General features: G+C 55.8%; 11 protein-coding genes. 5 read left to right on the top strand and 6 right to left on the bottom strand.

The genetic code is table 11. The annotated features are described in order from the left end of the window. Window positions 1–114 precede the first annotated feature (114 nt). The 3 genes from INQ47_RS20495 to INQ47_RS20485 all read left to right on the top strand — a co-directional run bounded on the left by INQ47_RS20495 (window position 115) and on the right by INQ47_RS20485 (window position 2,007). Window positions 115–519, top strand: a complete 405-nt coding sequence (locus tag INQ47_RS20495; protein WP_047604508.1) for a PA2817 family protein — start codon at window positions 115–117, stop codon at window positions 517–519. Between the two features lie 81 nt (window positions 520–600). Next, window positions 601–1,215, top strand: a complete 615-nt coding sequence (locus INQ47_RS20490; RefSeq protein WP_404702455.1) for a fimbrial protein — start codon at window positions 601–603, stop codon at window positions 1,213–1,215. 120 nt (window positions 1,216–1,335) lie between these two features. Next, the gene (locus INQ47_RS20485) at window positions 1,336–2,007 is read left to right on the top strand and encodes a molecular chaperone (RefSeq protein ID WP_404702454.1); all 672 of its coding nucleotides are present in this window, start codon (window positions 1,336–1,338) and stop codon (window positions 2,005–2,007) included. A 12-nt stretch (window positions 2,008–2,019) separates the two neighbouring features. Here INQ47_RS20485 and INQ47_RS20480 read toward each other — a convergent pair whose 3' ends face one another. The 6 genes from INQ47_RS20480 to INQ47_RS20455 all read right to left on the bottom strand — a co-directional run bounded on the left by INQ47_RS20480 (window position 2,020) and on the right by INQ47_RS20455 (window position 15,218). After that, window positions 2,020–3,477, bottom strand: a complete 1,458-nt coding sequence (locus tag INQ47_RS20480; RefSeq protein WP_404702453.1) for a hypothetical protein — start codon at window positions 3,475–3,477, stop codon at window positions 2,020–2,022. Window positions 3,478–3,526: 49 nt separating this feature from the next. Next, on the bottom strand, window positions 3,527–5,716 hold the full coding sequence (locus INQ47_RS20475; RefSeq protein WP_404702452.1) for an autotransporter outer membrane beta-barrel domain-containing protein: 2,190 nt from the start codon (window positions 5,714–5,716) through the stop codon (window positions 3,527–3,529). 189 nt (window positions 5,717–5,905) lie between these two features. After that, the gene (locus INQ47_RS20470) at window positions 5,906–7,927 is read right to left on the bottom strand and encodes a hypothetical protein (RefSeq protein WP_404702451.1); all 2,022 of its coding nucleotides are present in this window, start codon (window positions 7,925–7,927) and stop codon (window positions 5,906–5,908) included. Window positions 7,928–8,085: 158 nt separating this feature from the next. Then, entirely contained in the window at window positions 8,086–10,914 is a 2,829-nt protein-coding gene (locus tag INQ47_RS20465) for a hypothetical protein (protein ID WP_404702450.1), read from the bottom strand. A gap of 2 nt (window positions 10,915–10,916) precedes the next feature. After that, window positions 10,917–13,355 carry a hypothetical protein gene (locus INQ47_RS20460; RefSeq protein WP_404702449.1) on the bottom strand — a complete coding sequence of 813 codons (2,439 nt, stop codon included), beginning with the start codon at window positions 13,353–13,355 and terminating at the stop codon, window positions 10,917–10,919. 81 nt (window positions 13,356–13,436) lie between these two features. Beyond that, on the bottom strand, window positions 13,437–15,218 hold the full coding sequence (locus tag INQ47_RS20455) for a hypothetical protein (RefSeq protein WP_404702448.1): 1,782 nt from the start codon (window positions 15,216–15,218) through the stop codon (window positions 13,437–13,439). Between the two features lie 240 nt (window positions 15,219–15,458). Between INQ47_RS20455 and INQ47_RS20450 the strand changes: the two genes are divergently transcribed. Continuing rightward, window positions 15,459–15,923: a hypothetical protein gene (locus tag INQ47_RS20450; protein ID WP_404702447.1), complete on the top strand. Its 465-nt coding sequence runs from the start codon at window positions 15,459–15,461 to the stop codon at window positions 15,921–15,923. Then, on the top strand, window positions 15,920–20,824 hold the full coding sequence (locus INQ47_RS20445; protein ID WP_404702446.1) for an RHS repeat domain-containing protein: 4,905 nt from the start codon (window positions 15,920–15,922) through the stop codon (window positions 20,822–20,824). Before INQ47_RS20450 ends, INQ47_RS20445 begins: the two co-directional genes overlap by 4 nt. Window positions 20,825–21,099 lie beyond the last annotated feature (275 nt).

The following is a 21,099-nucleotide window of genomic DNA, read 5'->3' as shown; positions in this document are numbered from 1 at the left end:
GACCCAGCCGCCCGCTCGACGCTACTGGCAAAAATGTCAGTGCGGCGCTCGATTCAGCTGGATGCGCTGCAACGAGGTACAATGCCTTCATCACCCCTGCATCAGGATCAACCCGTGACCACCCCCTACCAGCGTTACAACCTTCAGCTACTAGAACACCTGCGCACCATCCTGGTCGCTCTCGAAAACGCCGAGCAAGTACCCGAGGAAAGCCATGCCTTGTTTCTGGAGCGCTTCGACGAACTGTTAAGCCTGCTGCCGCAGGACCCGCTACATAGCCAATACCTGGGGCAGGATCTGCTTTGCCAGGTGATCCAGCGCTACCCGCAAATCGCCCACTTGGTGCCACGCGACCTGCTCTGGTTCTTTGGCGGCGACTGCCTGCACTTCATGCCCGATGAAGAGTTGAACCTGTATCAGCAGCTGGAAGAGCGCCGCTATGAAGCCGAGCAGAATGGCGAACCCTTCGACTGGCATCAGCAGAAGCAGTTGCTGGCTGCTTCAGGCCATAGCCACTGACCATCCATTTCGGCAGGCGTCGCGCTCTCCACACATCAAAAAGAATTCTCCTACAGATTACCTTTTGCGATCTCCGTAGGCTTGCACAGTACCGATTCAGCCTCCCTCTACGGGATGCCGGATCGGCATACACCGACAACCACCTACCGGATCGCAAAATTAATGAAACGTATTCTTACACTGTTCGCGCTGGGCCTGAGCTGCAGCTCTGCCATGGCCTACACTGGCGTCATCGAATTCGAAGGCTCCGTGAGCCCCGGCGGCACCTGCCCGATCGACGTTGTGACACCTGGCGCCGGTGCCTTGCCGAAGATCTCCATGGGTAACTTCAAAGTCGAGGACTTCAAGGCGGTAGGCGACAAAACCCAGTTCGAAAAGTTCGCCCTGCGGGTTGACAACAGTATCTGCAGCCTTGGCGCAGACTCCACGGCAACCGTTAGGTTCAACGCCAACTATGGCACCGACCCCTCTGGCACGCTGTTTAGCCTGCAAAGCGGCCTCGGCTACAGCTCTGGCTTAGCGCTGGCTATCTACGACAAGAACGGCTCTCTGCTCCCCCCGGGTACAGACTCTGTTGAATACCAGAACGTAGAAAGAGAGGACATGAACTTCTCCGCACGGCTACACAGCATTGCACACCCCGTGACCGAAGGGAAAATCCTGACAAGCGTCAACTTCCTGGTTGACATTCCTTGACACCGGCACCCAGCAAGTGCAGACCGCTGCGCTTGCTGGCGGCCATTTACAGAACACCCACCTATGCCTACCTCACTTCTGCGCAACCTGCTGTTGGTTGCCGCCACCACAAGCGGCTTCATGTCGGCTGCCCAAGCATCACTCACCCTCAGCGCCACACGCATCATCCACGGCAGCGACAAACAAAGCAGTTCGATCATCGTTGCCAACCCCAGCACTCACACTTTTGCGGCCCAGACCTGGGTCAACACCGAAGCGGACGACAGCACCACCACTGTGCCCCTGATCGCCACGCCTGCCCTGTTCAGGCTGGATCCTGGCAACGAACAAACCGTACAGATCAATCGCCTCCCCAATGACCTGCCAAAGGATCGGGAATCACTGTTCTACTTCAACGTGCAGGAAATCCCTCAAGCAGATGACGAGCCATCGAACACGTTGACCATTGCAATGCGTACCCGGATCAAACTGTTCTATCGCCCAGCCGGGCTGCAAGGTTCTCCGGAAGAAGCCTTGAAGAGCTTGCAGTGGTCCGTGCAACACACCAACGGCAAAGCAAAACTGTTAGTGCACAACCCTTCGCCCTACCATTACACCTTCCAGCGCGTTCAAGTAGGCCACCTCACAGCGCGTGAAAGCGTCGAGGCCCGGGAGATGGTTGCCCCAGGGGGTACACAGGCCTATGCCCTTCCAACGCCAGTTCCAGCGCCAGGCATGCAGGTATTTTTTACCACAATCAGCGATTTTGGCGGCACAACCAAAGAGATCACGGCACCCGTATCCGGGCTGTGAGGGTACTGCGGCTCAGGGTATCAGTGTTGGGCTCAAGAGCGGGAAGTTCACCGGAACGCCCTGCGCGGCAAATCTGACCTGCACGTGCAGGGTGAACCGGACGTCGAGCTCCAGCGTCTCCAGGTAGGACTTTAATACGACCACATCGTCAGCCTGACCTATGCCTCCAATCAGATCAGCAGGCTTGACTTCATAGTCTTTCAGCACCTGGAATGGCTCTGCATCCCCGCCATTGTTCAACGCCCCAGTGACCCAGATGTCGACGAACTGCCCGTCAGCCATCAACGGCCAGGTACCCAGCGTTACGGGAATACGGTCTGGCGCCTTTGACAGGCTCAAATTGTTGCTGGCGACGCCATCTAGCTGAACCCTGGGCAAACCCTCGCTCAGCGGTGATATGAACAGATCGACCGCTGGCGACGGATAATCATGACGCTTGTCGCCAGACGCCACGAACTTCACCTTGGTGGTGATTCCGCTCTGCGCCGCGATTTTCTGCACCGGAATCTCAAACGCTCGCTCTTGCCCCTCATAGCCAGTCGTCGCGGAGAAATAGCCAGGATCACCGGGCTCCCCCCATTCGACTCGCAGCGCTTCATCCGGATAAACCAAAGCGTCAGCCGGCACCACCACCAGCAACGGCAGCTCCAGGTCATTCAGCGCAAGGCGCAACTGGCCCCCCGTTCCCTCGACCTGCTCAATGTCCGGTAGCGGAAAGGTTCGCGCACCTGCCGATACGGCCACCTTCAAGGGTTTGGAAAACGCGCTGAGGTTGCCTGCTCGATCCTTGATCGCATAGTGCAGGTAGCGATTACCGTCGCCGCGCTGAAGAATCATTTCACTTTCAAAGTCGATGTAAAACGGGCCAGAAATGTCTTCGTAGCCCACTTCGTATCGATCAACCTCGTTCTCGTCTAAAGACTCGTCATCCCAGTAGTAGATAATCGTGTCACCCGCCACGGGCGTCGTGTACCGCGGCACCTCGGTTCGCAGGCGCTGGCCATGGTTTCTCAGATAGCGCTCCGTCAAGCCGTCGCGCTCGATTTCATCCGCGTCCTCCACTATCGTCAGCATGCCCCGCTCCCCGCCCAATGCGGGCGGAGCGAGGTCAATCAACAACTCCAGGACCTCGGAGGGGCTCATGCCACCGGTTCCCGTCACCTCATAACGCAGTTCATGGGCTCCGCTCACGAGTTTTTCCACTGGAACGCTAAAAATCAGGTCCTCAGGTGGCACCTCAGATTCCCAGCTTTTTTCAGCCACAACGTCATCATCCCAGAAAAGCTGGAGGACTTCCGGCCAACCGGGTTCCGGAAAGGAGAAAGGCCACATGGGTACCACTACGGCTAAAGCTTGCTCCGTTGCAACGACGGGTAAAAGGTTCTGATCGCCGCCTGGAATATCTTCGAGCAGCGCTGGCACCTGTGCAGGCAGCAGCAATGCACGGTCGCCTGGTGGTATGGAACTCATTTGTCTCGCTCTCCTTGAATGGAGGCCAAGCGACCTCCTCAATTAGCGCTTACCAGTTGTAGCGCATACCCAGGTTCACACCCCAAGGCTGGTCAACGTGCTCACCACGGCTGTGATCAAGGTCGACATGCATTTGCAGTCGCTCGGCCACCGCTACCGCCAGGCCTGCCCCCAGCTCCAGCCGCGAGCCCGAAAGGTCATTGGAAAAACGGTTTCGGTTGACCTTCACATCGTTATTGTCGATGAACTCATGAACGTAGGCTGCACGCAGATATGGCTGGATGACACGACCGTTCTCCACCTCAAAATTACGGCCAAATGTCGCCCCTGCCTTGCCAAGCACGGAGGCCACGGCGTCACCCTCAGCCTGCAGGCCATTATCCAGGTGGTAATCCTTGCCTTGGAAATACGCCGTGGACCATTGGGCAAACGGCTCGATGAAATACCCTTGCTCCAGTTCGATATGCCGCCCAAACTCGGCCGACATGCCGATAGCCTGGCTGCTGTAGTGCCCCTTGGCCCGGGTGCCGTCACTCATCGCAACTTTCGAATCATTATCGAAGCGGTTGAGTTTCATAACGCCATCGAAGTAGTAGCCACTGCTTCGATCGAGCCAAGTGGTGTAAAGCCCCAGGTAGTAGCTGTCGATATCGCCACTGGTGCCACCACCGAGGTCCAGATCCGAACGGCTATGGCCGGCCAATATACCGAGCAACCACTGACCGTCCCCCACCGGCAGCGGCGCGTCCGCCCCCAGGGAAAACCCCTGCTGAGTTTGCTTGTAGGCAACGCCGGAACTGGCGGCCACGTCGTACTTGTTGCCATAAGTACGCATCCAGCCACCTGCCTTGCCATTGTCCAGCCGCAGTTCTCCCATGCGGCTGCGCAAAGATGTCAGCTCGCCGTACCATACAGTGGGTGCTGCATTGAACAACGCCATTACAGAACTTGTGCCGGGGCTGATGATCTTGCGCGAGCCATCCAGGTACCAGTCGTTGCCTCGCTGAACGAGCTCATAGGAAAAGGCCCCCAGGTCCACTGTGCCGTTGACCAACGAGAACGAAGCGTCACCACCGCCTGTGTGCACCACCTGAAGGTTGCCTTCCTCCTGTGGCTCTGCACCACTACTGCCAATCAACAAATCGTGATTGCCACTGGCATTGCCCGTGATATCAAGAAAATCGGTTTGTCCGCTGGTGAAGTCTGCATGCATGACGAAAGCGCCGCTGCCCGACAAGCTATCCAGCGTCAGGCGGTGGTAGTCGGTGGGCTGGCCAAACTCCACCGTACCGCCATCGAGGGCCAGATCACCCACGCTGGCATCTGCGACCATGATCCAGCGCGATTGATTGCCGATGGTCAATTTACCGACATTTTCCAACTGCCCAGTAAGCGTGGCTTGCTTGTCCAGCATAACGGCAGCGCTGGAGCCTTGCTCAGCCCAGATATTCCCCTCCAGATGACTATTTTCGACGGTCAGTTCGGCATTGGACTGGTTACGTACCTCAAGCAGGTTTCCATTGCTGCCACTTAATTGCGACCCGTTGCTGACGGTGATCTTTGCCGCTACCGCCCCTAGTCGACCACCTCCTACCACTATGGCGGCACCGTCTTGCCCGACGACTTGCGAACCGTCCAGCTCGACCCTGGCCTCACCCGCAGTGCCATCGGCACTGACCAGAATCCCCTCTTGCGCACCGATGATCTGGCTGCCCTGTGCCTCCAGCCAGCCATTGAACATCCGCACGCCGGCACTGCCCGGGCCTGTGCCCTGTACCTTGCTGCCATTGAGGTGCAACTCGGAAGTGCTGGCAACGGAGGCACCGCCATTCTTGCCGGTCACGGTACTCCCGCTGAGCCAGGCTGCCGAACCGCCCACACTACTACGGGCAACGACGACGCCACGATCCTCACTGGCAATGCTGCTGCCATTGATGATGGCCTGCGCGCCCCCCTCCATGAGCACGCCATCGTCCGTTGCAATAATTGAACTGCCGTTGAATTCCAGTGCTCCCCCTTCGCGCAGGAAAATCTCCTCGGTGGTCGCACCATTGGCTGTCAAAGTAGCGCCATTCAAAACCTGATAACCGACCAAGGGATTGGAACCATCGATAACCGTATCACGCTCGATAATGGCCTGGGCGGCCAAAAGATTACCGGCGTACATACCAACAGGCAATGCCGTCACGCAATACACCAGGCCACGGCAAAACTTTCGCTGAAATAACGTGCTGCTCATGTCAAAACTCTCATGGTATTCAGGTTCAGGTACCACCTTGGCGATTAGGAAAAATGCGCAAGCCAGCACCAGCAGCAGTCAAGCTACAAGGATCAAAACCTCGCTCATATAGGAATTATCCTACAAACGTCAGGGAATAAACCGACACTGCACAGAGGCCATCCGTGCAGTATCGGCTCGGGCCGATACCTAAGGGCCGTTAGGATCGCAAACGCCTGAGGGGGGAATGAAAGAAAGCCCGACCTTGGCCACTTCGGAAGTGACATCTCCCCTTGCCATCTTCAGGGTGTAGGTAACATTTGCCCTGGAGCTTTTATACTTGATGTCGTCAGAGCCATCATAAGTAGGTTCGACATTCTCATAAAAAGGGATGCGCCAGACAAAACCAGTAACCGGATGTTCTTCATCCAATGTGATTGTTTCCTCTAACCTGACGGCGTCAATTTCCTCAAAACCTTCTTCATCGGTGCGCCCGCGATAAACCCACCATTTGACGTCAATTTCCGCGAACGCACTATATTCCTGATACTCAGTAAGGTTTGGGATCTGCACCTCGACTGCAGGTCCGTCAGGATGACTTGCCGTTGCCTTGATGCTATTGCAGGTGACCCATCCATTGACCAAGTGATCGAACGCGGCGGCTACTGGGGTGATGGTAATGGCGTCAACCTTGACTAAGGTAATGGCAGATCGCACGGGGTTGTGCACCCCAGGGCGCTTGGCCTCGTAGTCCACAGGCACAGCGGAGTCGTTGCCAACTTTTTCAATAACCTCCCAAGGAACTTCAAGATCAATTGTGTCCCCTGGTGTGTCGGATTCTAGCACCTTGTGGGTCGCCGCTACCTCATCCGCCCAATAGAACGTCAGTTCATCATCTTTTTCGGCAAAATCGTAAAGTTCAAACGCCAGATCCGCTGGGGATTTTGCGTCACGCGCATCCAACTCATCTGTTAGGCCGCTGTTCCGGCCGGTGATAACGACCTTTTTCAAATCTGGATGAATCGGCAATGGCCAAGTCGGGTCGGGGCCGCCCGGATCCATGGTTTCGAAATCGACCTGGATATCAATATCAGCGCTTCCCATTGGGTGGCTGCCACGCAGCAGTGTATAACTGACCTTGGTTGGCACTTGGCCTGAGCCGCTGCCGTACTCCTTCAGCATTACCTCGTGGGGTACCCTAACCCGAATAAAATCATCCGGAGCAGAGCCGACCGTTTCACGCTGCAAAGGTGTGCCACCCCATTTCACATCTACGAAATCGCCGCCCTTCTTGCCCTCGTAAACCGGGACCCAAACTTCAACGCCCTCGTTGGCGTCAGCCTGGTCGATCAGGAACCCGTCGCCTGCCGTGGCAAGCGGCACAACAGGAGGGTCAAAAATAGTGGGGAGCTGGCCAAGTGCCACTGCAATGCTGGTGTAAATAGAGATTTCACTGACGTTGCCAGCCTTGTCTATCAGCAAGTAGACCACGAACACGCCACCGTCGCCCACTCTGCGAATGTCCGCTCCAGAAATCTCCAACTGCTGATCAGCTCCGGTTGTATCCAGACGCAGAACGGGTTCGTCCAAGTCTGCAGCGTCTAAGGGGAGGCGGTTCATCCAGTATACAAAGACCTTATCGCCTTCTGCCCAATCTGGATAGCTTGGCAACGTCAGAACGGCCTTGTCGCTGGCGGCACCCAAGGAGTCATCAGTCACTACAGGAATGCTGGGGAACTTGGGGGGGGGAGTATGATTGTAGGGGGGGACACGATCAAAAATCAGTGTCAGCGGGTTAGAGAAAGCAGTATCGTCAAACTCGTTGTAGATCCAGCTCCTGAAGTAATGGGTACCCTCCAAAGCCATTTGGTCCTTGCCTTTATTCAACTTGATTGGATAAGGCTCAGGAATTGGATGCTGATCATATTCTATGGTCTCCTCATGGAGCACGGTCCAGACCGTTCCATCGCGTGAGTGCTCGATACGAAGCAAATCCTTGTAGGAATAAGACCACGCCGGCACACTCAAAACAAAATCGAGCGTATCGTCTTTCAAGTAGCGGCTGCGCACCAGCCCGGTGCCTTTATCAGCTAACATTTCATCGGCGATCTGCAGATCGTCCAAAACCGGATCAGGCTCAAGTGAACGGCGCGTTTGCCAGGCCGTGATCAAGCGTCGATAAGCCTGGCGCACACGTTCGGATGCAGTTTTATTTTGACGGGGAGCACTCATATTTTCTCTCTCTAAACGAGGACAAAACAGACGACACGGGCTGATTTAAAGCGATACGCCCCCTGCATGGCAACTGGCATTTTTACCAGGTAGCGCAACACGCTAATATATTTCGCCCAACAATAAGGGGTTGCAGCACAACCCCTTCACTACAAAAATTATTGCAGTTTGAGCTCTAGATAATTGCGAGGGTTCAGCTCACCGGAAAACAGCAGCCTGAGCTTGTGCTTGTTCCCGTAATTATCGGTAACTGTGAATTTTATGGGATTCGTCAGCACCTTTCGGTATGAAGTGTCTCTATATTCATCCCAGAACGTCAACCCCGAACTGCGATCCAGTGTCACCAGTATCGCGCCGGCCGTAGGCTCCTCCTGGCCGTGGAAACCATATTCAAGCCCGGTAATTTTGACTTCCGGCTCACTGACCAACAGTTGTAGTTCAGCTTGATAATTCACGCCTGACGGCACGTCCGTCTCTTCATCTGGTCGCCGTGGTTTGAAGGCGATCCCGGTGTAGCTGCCAAAAGTCTCTTCGATTTGTTCCGACTCCCACTTGACCATCGACATTGAGTCGAACGCGACATCGACGAAACTGATCCCCTCTCCAGACAGCTCCCAATAATCGGTGGTCGAGTGCCAGTAGTTGAAGCGATCGCCTTCGTAATCCTCACCTTTCTGGCTCGCGACGCGCTTACCCATCGCTGGCCAGTTGAAGTATTTCAAGCTTTTCTCAGGCAGCGGAATACCTTCCAGCTGAATTTCGCCTTTGATGTCGTCGATATCCATCGATTGCTGCCAACCACGGTTATGATCCTGGAACTTTGCCCTAAAATTGGCCGTTTCCGCTTCGCGTGAGTGCACGTAGACGGTGACCGTGCGCTTGCCTTCATGCTCCGCAAACACACGCTGCGTTTCTGCGGGTACCGTAGTGGGGTAATAGTCGATAATCTTGTTGCGCCGCTTGTTGGCCATCCAGGTATGATTGCTATCCTCTGGAATCCCTATCTCGTCCCCTGTCAAATAGGGGATGACATTGTTATTTCCATCCGTGAGAACCAGCGTTCTCAGTTCCAATTCATCGACCGGGTCCCATATTTCATCACCGTGCGAATTTTCGAAACTATGGGTAGCAATCACGATGTCTATGCCAACCTGCTGCAAACCATTGGCAAACACCTGATTTCGAGCCAGGTTGTTACGCTTCAAACTGAACTCTTTCAGTGTTTTCCACCGCTCCTCCAACGCCAGGGCCTCGGCAGGCGCCGGTGCCGGCGTCCGGTGCTCGACGACAGCCGCGCCGGCAAATGGCCCCGCAAATCCCACGACCACGCTTACTTCTTCGTTGGTTTGCGCGGGCGCCGTGTAAACCCCCGTCTCAGCGTCGATCTGCCCAGGGCCAAACAGCTGCCACTTGTCCGCTTCCTCACCCACCAGGCTGAACAGCAGGGTGCCATTTGGCAACAGGCGCGGTACAGGCAACGGCTCGATATCCAATCTGTGGCCAACGCCAAACAACACAATCGTGGCATGGCCCGTATTCTCGCCATCGCTGACTTCAATGCGCTGCAAACGTACGAAGGGAGTATTCTGGCGCGTGGGCTTGAACGTGGCTTGGTGAGCGTCTTCAGGGTCGGGGTGGAGCTCACCCATTTTTTCACCAAGTGCTTTCCATGTGACGCCGCTACCTCCAGATACGCGCAAGACAACGTCCTCATAGTCTGGATACCAGGTAACCACGCGCGGCGAAATTGTCAGCGGCTCCGCAGCTTCGATCACCAATGCCGCCCGAGTTGCACTATCCGCCTCCTCTGAAACCTTCGCTGTCACCACAGTCAAACGTTGAGTGCTTCCAAACTCTCCGATCGGCCTTGCGCGGTACACACCTTGCTCGGAAATCGTGCCTGCAGTCCTGGGGCTGCTGAAGCCATTCGCCTGCCAGCCAAACAGCGGACCGCCATTGGACTTAAATTCAACACCTTCCCCTGCGGCGATGCTGCTGAGTACGGGGGAAAGCCAGGCCCCACGGGAATTGGGTTTAAGTTCCCCAAAACAGATCATGTCGTGAGGGAGTGGGCGCTCATCGTCAGCAGCAAAGGTCGACCCACCCGGTAAAACCATTTGCGACAAAAATTGCTCAGCTTGCCCTGTCCCAATCAGTGCCCTCAGCCTGCCTATCAGCAGAGCGCTACCCACATTATCAGCGATGTCGTCAACTTTGCGGGGCAATAGATAGGGCATTGATCCCGGAATATAACCGCCTTGCGCAGAACCGTGTAGTTGCATAAGCAGGAGTATGGCACCATCGGTTTCAGGCATACCGCCAGTACCGGCGCCATCCGGGGCCTTTTGAGTTATAGGCGTAACCTCGACAACCGTAAAGACGTCTTGGGAAGTTGGAGCCATGGTGTAGAACGTATAAGGCTGCGCAAATATCGGCTGTTGTCGCAACTGCTCCAGCATGAACCGCCCCATGCGATCAGTCGCTCCCCGGCCAAGGCTGCAATTGGGATCTGTTGCATTGATCATATCCAGCCCCAACTGCAATTGCCTGCCACCCGAGCCCTCGACGGGTATCACCACAAGTTCGGCTGTAAACGCTAGCCAGTAGCCAAGGCCCTGTGATAACTGATGACTGTCACGTAAGTACTTCGCCTCCCCGGGAAACATCGACCAGCGCGCGCAGCGTCCGGCAATCAACTCCATGCGCACACGTACCCTGTTGCTCTTACCCGAAGCGTGTTCGAATGACAGGGCTGGCGGACCGAACATCAGCCCCTCGAAATCCACCCGCTCGCTTCTGTCTTCATACGCATAGTAGGTTTCAGTAATAGGCTGGATAAAATCCATCTCGCTCAACCGCTCGACGAATTTAGCCTCAAGCAGCGTATTGACCGTATCACGCCCAAGTGCCAGGATCGCCCCCCACTCATGAACAGCGGAGCCCTCGCCAAGTTTTTTAAGTAACGCTTCTTTTGAGTTGATGCTCATGGTTAAGCCTCCTTCTTAAACGCCGTGTTAATGGCAACAGCGTGCTTCGCAGTGGGGGATAACATCACCACGCTGTAACTCCAGAGCGCGAGACGTTCTGCAGGCGTCTCGCGACCGGCCACAATGATATAGGGCCCCTCAGATGGACCCGGTTGATAAACACCGGTAGCAGGGTTAATCTGGCCTGTGCCTAAAAGTACGGCCCATTTGGTCTCTTCAGGCTTGAGCTCCACTTCTTCACCGGTTTCCATACTGTCATACGCAACCGCAAGCTGCCACGCCCCTTCAGGTAACTGTGTGGCCTTGATTTTTGCGGTGGCAGTCGTCCAGGGTACAATGACATCAATCCACTGTGCCAACCCGCCAGCTGAAACTTGCACCCGGTCCAGATGCACAAGCGCCTCCACCTCTCCGGGCGTCCCCGGCGTCCTTTTCGGGGAAACATAGATTCGAACATTCTTGCCCTCTGGAATGTCCAGATCACTGTCACTGTCTTCTGGCAAGCGTTGAATGCCCTTGCTGCCGTTGACCATGCTCCAGGTCAGTTCGTTTTTGCTATCGCCGCCAACCAACACATAGCGTGGAGGGCGGCTAGTGAGTTCGCTGGAGTCGAACTGCGCGACCAAGAAGTATGGATAGACGGCGACACTGTTCGACACAACGGTAATCAGTGCACTGCTGGTGTTGCCGGAGGCCGTAGCCGTCACGATCACACGTTTGTGGGTACCGCTAATCGATGCAGCAGGAGGAGGGGTATAAACACCATCGACTATTGTGCCAGCGTCTGCTGATTCGTCTTTCAGTGGTTTGACTTGCCAATCCACGGGGCCATCCGGCTTTGGGTCGAGGCTTAATGTCACCGTCTCACCGCCGCCGGCACTGATAACAGTCTCTAGCGGTTCTATGGCAAACGTTGTCAATTTTGGCGCAAGATCACCCAGAAGCGAGAGCTCGCCAGGAAATTGCAGGCTTCGCGGGGTGGCGACGTCCGCGCCACGGAACAGCAGGCCATTGAGACGCAACAAGTTAAATTGAACGCTAACATCGGCAAGCGGCTTGAATTGACTGATGAATGTGTCTAATGCAGTTCGAACGGGCACCATGACGTAATCTTCGGCCGCTATCTTTGCATAGTCATCATAGAAGCTCCATTCGGAGCCCCAAAACTCAATGCCACACTCCACATTTGGCCCGCTAACGACAATATCAATGTCTCCCTCTCTGGAGCCATCCTTAGTCAGCCCTAATTCCAAGCTGCCGTCTATTTTTATCGTAATTCTCCCGCTTGGGCGCATGACCTTGACACCATCCGGGTGTACAAATTCTACAACAAAGTCCCCTTCAGCAGCAGTCGAAGTATTATAACTCAGCACACCCGCATCATGCTTAATTTCAAAAAGCGGCCTTAAATTCATATCAGGCCATTTGAAGCGCCGCACCGAGAAGTTTTCATAATGCTCCGTTCTACTGACATCTTCCGCAGGAGCAGAAAAATTTAAGTCCGCAGTAACATTAGTATAAAATCCGTACCGATCAGGATCCACCTTCACATTCTTCAGACCTTCGAACTTCCCAATCACATCAAGCAACAATTGTTTCAGCCAAATTTTATTACTGTAAATCAGGTTCATCGTATACGGGAGTTCGGCGTCATCAATGGGACTGGGTAACAGGTACGGCATGGCGTCGTCCTGGCCTGGGAAATTCCCACCTGTCTGGCCTTCGAACGCAACCCCTACGATAACAGCGCCTTCTTGTTTTTCTTCCTCACTCGCATTGACAATCTCTTGCGCCTTGGCATATGAATGTGTACGCACCTCGAAAGCGCTTGGACTTAACTCTCCTTCTACTGGCTTGAGAACATTGAGCTCCCACACCCTTTCTTTTTCCTCCAGTTCCTTAAACTTTTCCGAGATTGCCTCACCCAGCCTGTCATTCAACTCTCCCCACGATGCGACCTCAAACTTGTAGCTTCCGCCTTTGGAAAGATCAAGCGTCACCCGCCCCTTATCGTTGACCTTACCGTCATTGGATTCATTCAGAAAAATATCCATGCGCACCGTGGGTGCTGTGAGCGGGTCCAGATTCGAATAGCTCACGAGTTCATCCTGACTGCTCCCCGGGGGTCGCCGGAACTGAACAATAAGACCACTCACTACATTCATGCTCAATCGGGCCCGGGATCCACCCAAGCTGGAGTTCACGAAAGACAGTACCGGCCTGTCAAACTTCAGGTCGCTCACAGTCGTCGTCAACCCGTCGACCGTGCGGCTAAAATCGATCGGGCGCATAAAGTTTCCGAGATCCAAATTCTCAATATGTTCTTGAGCCAATAGCCTATTGGTTTTGAAACGATCATAAACCAACAGCGCGTCCCAGTCATACGTACGCGGCTGCAATTTCATCCAGGCTATATACTTCTCCATGGTTGGCCTAGGCATATCAAGCTCCTCGATATATTCAGAAAATATAGACACATGTTCAGTACATTTTTATTGCTTCGTTCATCGCCATCGACCGGCTTATTCCACAAGTTTGATGGACTGGCTGGGAAAGGCATAATAATGCGCCCCTCCATCAAAGCTCATCCGTACATGCAGCGTGAAGTCGGAACCCTTCTCAAGCTGTTCCAGTGTCGCCCTCGCCAGTGTCGCCTTGATGCCACTTTCTGCCTCACTTTTAGTCACAGGTTTCGACGCATCGCGAATGGTTCCATTAAAGCCGCCACTTGAGGTGACGCCAGTAATTGACAGTTCAATAAGATTCCCTTCGACACCGTAATACCAAGTACCCAACGTTAGGTCGACACCCGTAGCGGGAACGTCCTTCAACGACAATTCACCCGACACCACCCCATCGCAAACAATTCTTGGATATGTGTTTCCAGGGAAAGGCTGGATACGCAAGTGGTACGGGTCCGATTCAATCGGGTCACCTTCACCGATTACCCAATACACCACGTTGAATCGGCGGCTCTCATCCACCGCGCTTCTGCCCATATTCGCTGGCACATATTGGGCCGGGATGTAGAAGAGAAGCGGGTTGTCGTCTTCTGGATCGGCTAGGTATGCGCCGTAGCCAGGCCAGCCGCGCCATTCGACCTGAGCCGTTTCGCCCGACATGAGAACATTGGGAACCTCTACCCAAACCCCACCTAACCCATCGCTGGCCACCATAGTCCCCCGGTCTTTTTGGCCGGCGTCCGGTTTTGCCACAGAGATCAACGGTGCGGACAGTTCACGCTTGTTCTCTATGCTTACGGGCAACACCTGCGATTGTTGCCCGGCACCCTCACGACCAAAAAGGTAATGGAGCCTGACGCTACGACCTTGGTTTTCGAGCAGGTAGTCGACCGGAATATGAAAGGCAACTCCTTTTACAGTCTGAGTACTGGCATCCACGCGAATGGTCCGCAAAAAATCTCGAACAGGACTACGCCAGCACAAAGTAACACGGTCTGAAACCGCCATCCCTGGGTATGCGTCTACCCAGATCGCCACGCCCTTTGTAAAGTTATCCGGGTTTAATGGGTCTCCCGGCGCATGGTCGACGATAACAGGCTCAGGCAAAAATCCGGGCAAGCTTTGCTTAGAGTCGATGATAAATGCCTGCTGGGGCGACTTGGCTGTTTTTCCATCGCCGAAATCAATTTGATAAAAAACCTCAGCACGACCACCCTCAATCAACAGAAATTCATTTTTACCCACTGTGAATGTGAGCGCCTCGTTAGCCAGGTGCTCGGCGGCCACCTTCAGCTTCTTGATAACAGGATCTTCCGGCTGTCCAGCCGCATCAAAGCCCTTGAGAGTAAATGTGATCGCGTCACCTTCTTGCAGCGCCTGATACGGCGCGACAACAAAGGTCACACCTGCAGCTTCTAGTTCATTGGGTTTTATCACCAGGTGGTGTGACTCAAGCGCAAGGGCGACAGGCAACACGTCCGCAGGCTCCACAGGCCTCACCCCAACGAATGAAAAAAGGCGAAGTGACTTCTGGGTATTTTCCACGGTATAAGAACAGAACGCTTCGCCGCCTTCGACTGCTTTAATCCTACTATTGTCGATGAATATCTTCTTCCCCGTTAACTCTTCTCCAGGGCTAACATCATAACCCGCAGTATGATCAAAAGAATTGCCCTGAGCGTCGGCCCCAAACCACTGGAAGTCCAGGGCTTGGTTTGCCGCCATGCCTGTGTATTTGATTATGACCTCGAGATTATCGTCCCCCAGTTCAGCGAGATCGATTTCTTTTTTTTGATTTCGCAGCCCAATAATGGGCGCCTCTAGGCTATCGTCTTGATTCATAACTAATTCCTCGCCATAACCGCCTCTGGCGGCGCTCAACTGAACTGATTGCGGATTAGTTATAAATTCGACAGCCCTGCCTGACAACTAGCAGAAATAACAGGTTCACATGGCCACTGGTGGCGTTTACGCACTGCCGGCACCTATCAATTCTGCCAGGTGCCAGCTTCAGCAAAGTGCCCTAATCTGCCCCTGTTGCAGGTGCGACACTGCTGCCTGCAGACCCCGGAAGGAGCCATCATGAAAGCGACACAGTCAAAAACAACCTCAGGCATTATCACGATCTACGACAAAGAAGACGCTCACCGAGTATTGAACGTACCTGACGCAGGCAGTGGCCAAACTGTCCATCTTGATTTACCTGGTTTTGCAGCACGCAAGATACATATGATCGGTATTCCATCTGCGGCCACCATTACTCTAAACTCTAAAGACTATGTGGGCGACAAACCGAAATGGTGGCTGGAGTTGAAGACTACCCATCAACCCGCTGAACTGGCCAAAGCCGACATTGATCAATATGTCAATCGCAATGAGAAGGACACCTTCATACGCGCCGGGCTTGGCATTCTGGTTATTGACAAGTCTAAAGAACCCGCGGAGATGGATACGCTCGGGAAAATCACCGTCAAAGTCTCCGCCGCTTCTCAGGTGCCATCTGCGGATGCTCTAGCCGCGGCACTCGCCCAAGGAGAACAACCATGACCCTGCAATCCAACGCCTTGAACTTTGCCAGTTACACACGCGGCAGCGTCGACGTACGTACCGGGCTCTACAGCTTCGCCCTCGAAGTCCCGCCACTCAATGCCAACTTCGCTCAAGGCCCCCACTTGCCCCTGCACTTGAGCTTCAGCCCACTGAACACCGCCAACAGCGGCTACGGTATCGGCTGGGCATTCAAACTGAGCCGGTATGACCTGAACAACCACGTACTGAGCGTACACACCGGCGACAATTACGAAGTCGCCGACCAGGGCCCCGGGGAACTGGCCCTGGTGTATGAACAAAAGTTCAAAGCCTTCACCTTCAAGCACATCGGCGAAGCAAACAAGCCGCGTTTTCGCATCACCCATACCAACGGAATGATCGAGATTCTCGAACCGCTCAGGGCCGATGACCGCACCTTCCTGCCGACCCGGGTCGAGACCCGCTCAGGCCTGGGCATCACCTTGGCCTACGACGACGAGAAAGGCAGGCTGGTGTCCATCCAGGATGACTTCAAGCAACAGCTGCTCACCCTGGTTTACCAGGGCGACAGCCAGGTGCTGATGCACGTTCATCCGGGCTCTGAAGCCGAACAGCTGTTCACCTTGAAACTCCAGGGCGAAGAGTTGCGCACCCTGGTGATGCCCGCCAGCGACCTGGCCGACTGGACATTCCACTACGACACGTTTGACGGCATGCGCTTTCTGCGACGGCTCATCCAGCCGTACGGTGGCGAAGAACGCATCTTCTACAAGGAATCCGGGCATCAGTACCCCGGCCTGAACCACTACCTGCCGTATGTCACCGAGCACCAGGCAATCCCCGATCCGCAGGATGATACCGCCGCCACGATCAAGACCACCTACACCTACAGCGACAAGAACTTCCTCGGTTACGGCGCAAGCGGCGTGGTCTGGGACGAACACTACAACCAGGACCAGCTCTACAAGGCCACCGACAGCACCTACAACTACCATACCGAGGTCAGCCACTACCTGGATGACAAGGTGCTGCGCACCGTCAAGCACACCTTCAACCGTTTCCACCTGATGACCGAACAGGTCACTGACGAAGCGGGTTGTATCCAGACCCTCACCACCCAGTATCACGACACACCGGGCAATTTCGCCTCCCAGGACGTACGGGTGCAGTTGCCCAGTAAAATGACCAAGACCTGGACGCAGACGGGCACCCAGCTTCGCCGCGATGAGCCTGTTTTCACCGAATACGACACCCACGGCAACCTGGTGCGCGAACAGTTCGCCAATGGCATGGTCATGGTCCGCGAGTTCTACCTCCCCGAAGGCGAGGAAGGCTGCCCGCGCGACCCGGATGGCTTCACACGCAACCTCAAGAGCCTCACGGTCTACCCAGCCGAGGGGGCGGCCACCGCCAAGATCCTGCGCTCGCGCTACACCTACAGCGAACTGCCCGTGCTGAGCACTTCGCTGGCGCTGCAGCAGACCGAGAAATGGCTGGTGGCCAACAGCGTACAGGAGTTCGAAGTCCTCAATAACGTCGAAATACCGCTGCGCCGCGAGGATATTGCCCACCTGGACATGCCCGCTAACCTGCTCCTGCATGGGCGCGTTGAGTACACGACGACCCAACTGGGCAAGACCCAGTCGCGAACCGAATGGCACTATGAGAAGAGCAAGGATGACAACGAAAAGCTGACCTACCTGCTCACCACCACCACCTTAAAGCCCCATGGTGGCACGCTCGAAAGAACCACCTACAGCCTGCACAGCACCTTGCGTGGCCAGCTGATCGAAACGCAAGACACCAATGGCGTGAAAACCCGTTATAGCTATGATGCCGTCAACCGGCCGAGCGCCGAGACCGTGGCCCCGGATAAGCCCCCCTACGACGCCACGCGCACCTATTGCTATGGCAAGGAGACCAAAGACCAGCGCACGCTGTGGTACGCCCAGGTAACCGACGTCAACGGTGTCATCACCCGCACCTACCATGACGGGCTCAATCGGCCGATACGTGAAGAGCGCACCCTGCGCGCACTGGACGACCCGGAGTCCGAAACCACGATCACCCGCACGGTGTGGGAAACCACCTACGACACCCTCGGCCGTGTCGCCAGCGAGACCCTGTTCGACTACCTGCCCGCCCCGCCCGACAGCGACAACGCCGAAGAACAGGTCATCGAGCTGACCTCGTACTTCAGCTACGATGCCTGGGGGCAGCGCTGCCAGGTGGAGCAACCCGATGGGGTCAAACGGATCACCCTGTTCTCGCCCTTCGGTGACGAAGGCAACCGCGTCGAGCAGTGGCAGGAGAGCCCTGACAAGCCAGGCGTCAAGCAACAGCACAGCGTGGTGGAGTACAACCGCTTCGGCAAACCGGCCTACGAATACCAGCTGCACCTGCCCGTCGATGCCGAACCAGGGGCCGAGCCGGTTGAAGTCGACCGCACCACTTACCTCTACGACGGCCTGGGCCAGGCCGTGAAGGAAACACTCAGCTTCGCGCCCGACCACGAGCCGCTCATCACCACGTACCAGTATGACCACTGGGGCCGCCTGTTCGAAACCGTGCGCGCCGATGAAAGCGTGCTGACGCGCCACTTTGATGAACGCAGCACGGCTGAACTGACCACCCTGCTGGAAGTGCGCGATAGCATCGACGCAGCGCCAAGCCCCGTGTGCAAGCGCACGTTCGACGGCCTCGAACGCCTGACCAGCCTGGCCGTAGGCCCGCGCCTGGAGACATACCAGTACCAGGGCCAGCTCGACCTGATGGAGTCGCGCACCCTCTGCAACACCGACCCGGCGGGCCACGACAAGCGCAAGCACGTCGAACGCTACCAGTACACGCCGGAGCTGACGGACCAGCCCACCAAAATCACCGCCACGCTCGAAGATACACCAGAGCCACAGGCCGCCAACGAAGCCGCGTTCGACTACCACCTCAAAAGTGCTGAAGTGCGCAGCGCCGACAACGACAACGGTGGCCGCGCCTACACTTACACCGACCAGGGTTACCTGGCCTTGGAACACTGGAACAGCGCCGGTGAGCAGCAGTACAACATTCGCAACCAGCACTCCTTGCAAGGGCGCCTGCGCTACCGCAAGCACAGTGACGGTGTCGCCTGCCTATACGCGCATGACCCGCTGGGCCGGATAACCACCGTTACCCAGGGCAACCTGCAGGCCACGCTCACCTACAACAGCGAAGGCCGGCTGGAAACCACCACCACCTGCGACACCCGCGAGCCAACGCGCTATGTGCGCAGCACCCAGACCTACGACGACCTGGGCCGTGAACATCGACGCACGCTCGAGGCCGATGGCCAGCAGCAGGTGCTGGTACTCAAATGGCTGGACGGCAACAGGCTTGCATCACGCACCCTCTACAACGGCAGCGATGAGAATGAAGATGCCTTCCTGCGCAAGGAAGTGTTCGAATATGACGCGCTCATGCGCCTGGTGATTCACAACTATGAGGGTGAGTGGGAAAAAGAAGAAGAAACGGGCGAACGCTGGCAAGCCTTGCCACGCAATGCCAAGGGCCGCTCATTCTATTCGCAGGTCTTCACGTTCGACACCCTGGACAGGCTCACGCGCTGCCTGACGCAGTTTGCCGATACCGAGACGGACATCGCACGCTTCACCTACGCAACCGACGACAGCTTCCAACTGACCGAGGTGACCCACACCCTGCTCGAGGACTACCGGGAGACGCAAGGTTTCACCTACGACGCGCGCGGCAACATGCTCAACGACGAGCAGGGGCGCACGCTGGAATACGACGTACGGGGCCGCCTGGAACGCGTACGCGAGACCGACGGCAGCGAGCGCGCCCGCTACCTCTACGATGGCCATGACCAGCTGCTGGCCAGCGTGCTCGGCACCCGCCAGGTGCATCGCCGCTACCAGGACCATCGCCTGGACACCACGCAGGAAGGCAACCTGTTGACCCAGTATCTGCTGGGTGAAACCCATGCCCTGGCGGTGCAACACTCGGATGCGCCCACCGATCCCCTATTGCTGCTGACCGACAACGCCGGCAGCATCGTCACCGAAACCGACCGCCAGGGCACCCGCCATGCCAACTACAGCGCCTATGGCGAACGCCCCGACGACAATGGCATGCGCTGCCTGCTGGCGTTCAACGGCGAGGCCCGCGAGGAGGCCCTTGGCTGGTACCTGCTCGGCAGCGGCTACCGCGCCTACAACCCGCAACTGATGCGGTTCCACAGCCCCGACTCGCTGGCACCGGAGGAAGCCGGGCTCAACCCCTACCTGTATGCCTTGGGCAACCCGGTCAGGTGGCGTGATCCTACTGGGCATAAAGTCAGCCCGCTCAATGGCGACCAGATGCCTGACAAAAAAGAGGAGCAACAAGATGTCACTTTAAATATAATGGGAGTACTGGTTTTTGGCTTAGTATTCATCGCATCAGTAGCGATAACGCCATGGGCCGGCCCTGTGACGTTTAGCTTTGCCCTAACCTGGGGCGGTATCGCTGCCCAGGGTATAGGCTTAGGATTGCAAATCGCGGGTTTTGCTACTAAAAATGATAATCCTGAACTCTCCAAAAAATTATCCTTGGCGGGGTCGACGATTAGCGGAATTGGCGTAATCATGTTTATGTTTGGGCGTTCCATGATATCCCGGCGTTCAGGGCCAAACTCAAGTTCACGTGCACCTTCACGTTCAACTCCAGGTTCACCGGGTCGAGATCTCAGGGAGCAAATGGAACTGACACGAATGCGAATACAAGAACGGATACGACAGCTACAACAACAACGCGCGTCCCCACCTACCTATGAAAGCGTGTTCCCCCCCCTCCTACCTATGAAAGCGTGGCCCCCCCCTCACCTAGCTATGGACCCGCGCCAGGTAATACTGTTGCCTCGCAACTTAGCGGCAACCGTTCGATAAGTGGTAATTCCACCTCGCAATCTATCCATGACAATCCAGTCATTAATACTGCGAACACACAAGCGCCCTATTCGAGAGTGTCCTCCCCGACCGTGACGCCCCCTCCTAATAGGCGCTCAAGCGCTCCCCTGTAAGCTTCATTAACCATTCGGGGCTCCCGGCAGCGACATACGCCCGGGAGCTACCGTCTATTCTGGCCCCGTCTAGATTTCTCCCAAACCCGAGAGACTCTTCTTACATCCCTCACACCCCCCCCTCCCTATCCTACCCGTCCC

Origin of the sequence: Pseudomonas sp. 3HC3 (assembly GCF_044904505.1) — a bacterium.
Lineage (GTDB): Bacteria > Pseudomonadota > Gammaproteobacteria > Pseudomonadales > Pseudomonadaceae > Aquipseudomonas > Aquipseudomonas putida_Y.
This window is presented reverse-complemented; position numbering and strand designations above follow the sequence as displayed.

Bases quoted from the DNA above. Each gene is read 5' to 3' on its own strand.
- INQ47_RS20485 (WP_404702454.1), top strand. From the start codon at position 1,336: ATGTCGGCTGCCCAAGCATCACTCACCCTCAGCGCCACACGCATCATC.
- INQ47_RS20480 (WP_404702453.1), bottom strand. From the start codon at position 3,477: ATGAGTTCCATACCACCAGGCGACCGTGCATTGCTGCTGCCTGCACAG.
- INQ47_RS20475 (WP_404702452.1), bottom strand. From the start codon at position 5,716: ATGAGCAGCACGTTATTTCAGCGAAAGTTTTGCCGTGGCCTGGTGTAT.
- INQ47_RS20470 (WP_404702451.1), bottom strand. From the start codon at position 7,927: ATGAGTGCTCCCCGTCAAAATAAAACTGCATCCGAACGTGTGCGCCAG.
- INQ47_RS20465 (WP_404702450.1), bottom strand. From the start codon at position 10,914: ATGAGCATCAACTCAAAAGAAGCGTTACTTAAAAAACTTGGCGAGGGC.
- INQ47_RS20460 (WP_404702449.1), bottom strand. From the start codon at position 13,355: ATGCCTAGGCCAACCATGGAGAAGTATATAGCCTGGATGAAATTGCAG.
- INQ47_RS20455 (WP_404702448.1), bottom strand. From the start codon at position 15,218: ATGAATCAAGACGATAGCCTAGAGGCGCCCATTATTGGGCTGCGAAAT.
- INQ47_RS20450 (WP_404702447.1), top strand. From the start codon at position 15,459: ATGAAAGCGACACAGTCAAAAACAACCTCAGGCATTATCACGATCTAC.
- INQ47_RS20445 (WP_404702446.1), top strand. From the start codon at position 15,920: ATGACCCTGCAATCCAACGCCTTGAACTTTGCCAGTTACACACGCGGC.